Genomic DNA, 211 nt, shown 5'->3' with positions numbered 1-211 from the left:
GATGCCCAAGCTCTCGTTGGCCGCTTCCACGCGATGATCCGAAAGAAGGCCGAGATGGAGCTCGAACCTTGGATTGATGACTCCAAGCGGAGCCTCATTGCCTCGTTCGCGAATGGCATTGCCAACGATAAGGCCGCGGTGCACGCGGCTATCACGCAACCGTGGTCCAATGGCCAAGTGGAAGCTCAGATCACCAAGCTCAAGCTGGTCA

At 57.8% G+C, this 211-nt stretch carries 1 pseudogene; it reads left to right on the top strand.

Going from position 1 to position 211, the window contains the following annotated elements:
* A pseudogene (locus tag AC0L3P_RS40430) lies at window positions 1–211 on the top strand (ISL3 family transposase); the annotation flags it as partial.

Source organism: Bradyrhizobium sp. WSM4874 (genome assembly GCF_055811835.1).
The sequence above is the reverse complement of the archived record's forward strand: the minus strand, read 5'-3'. Positions and strand labels throughout refer to the sequence as shown.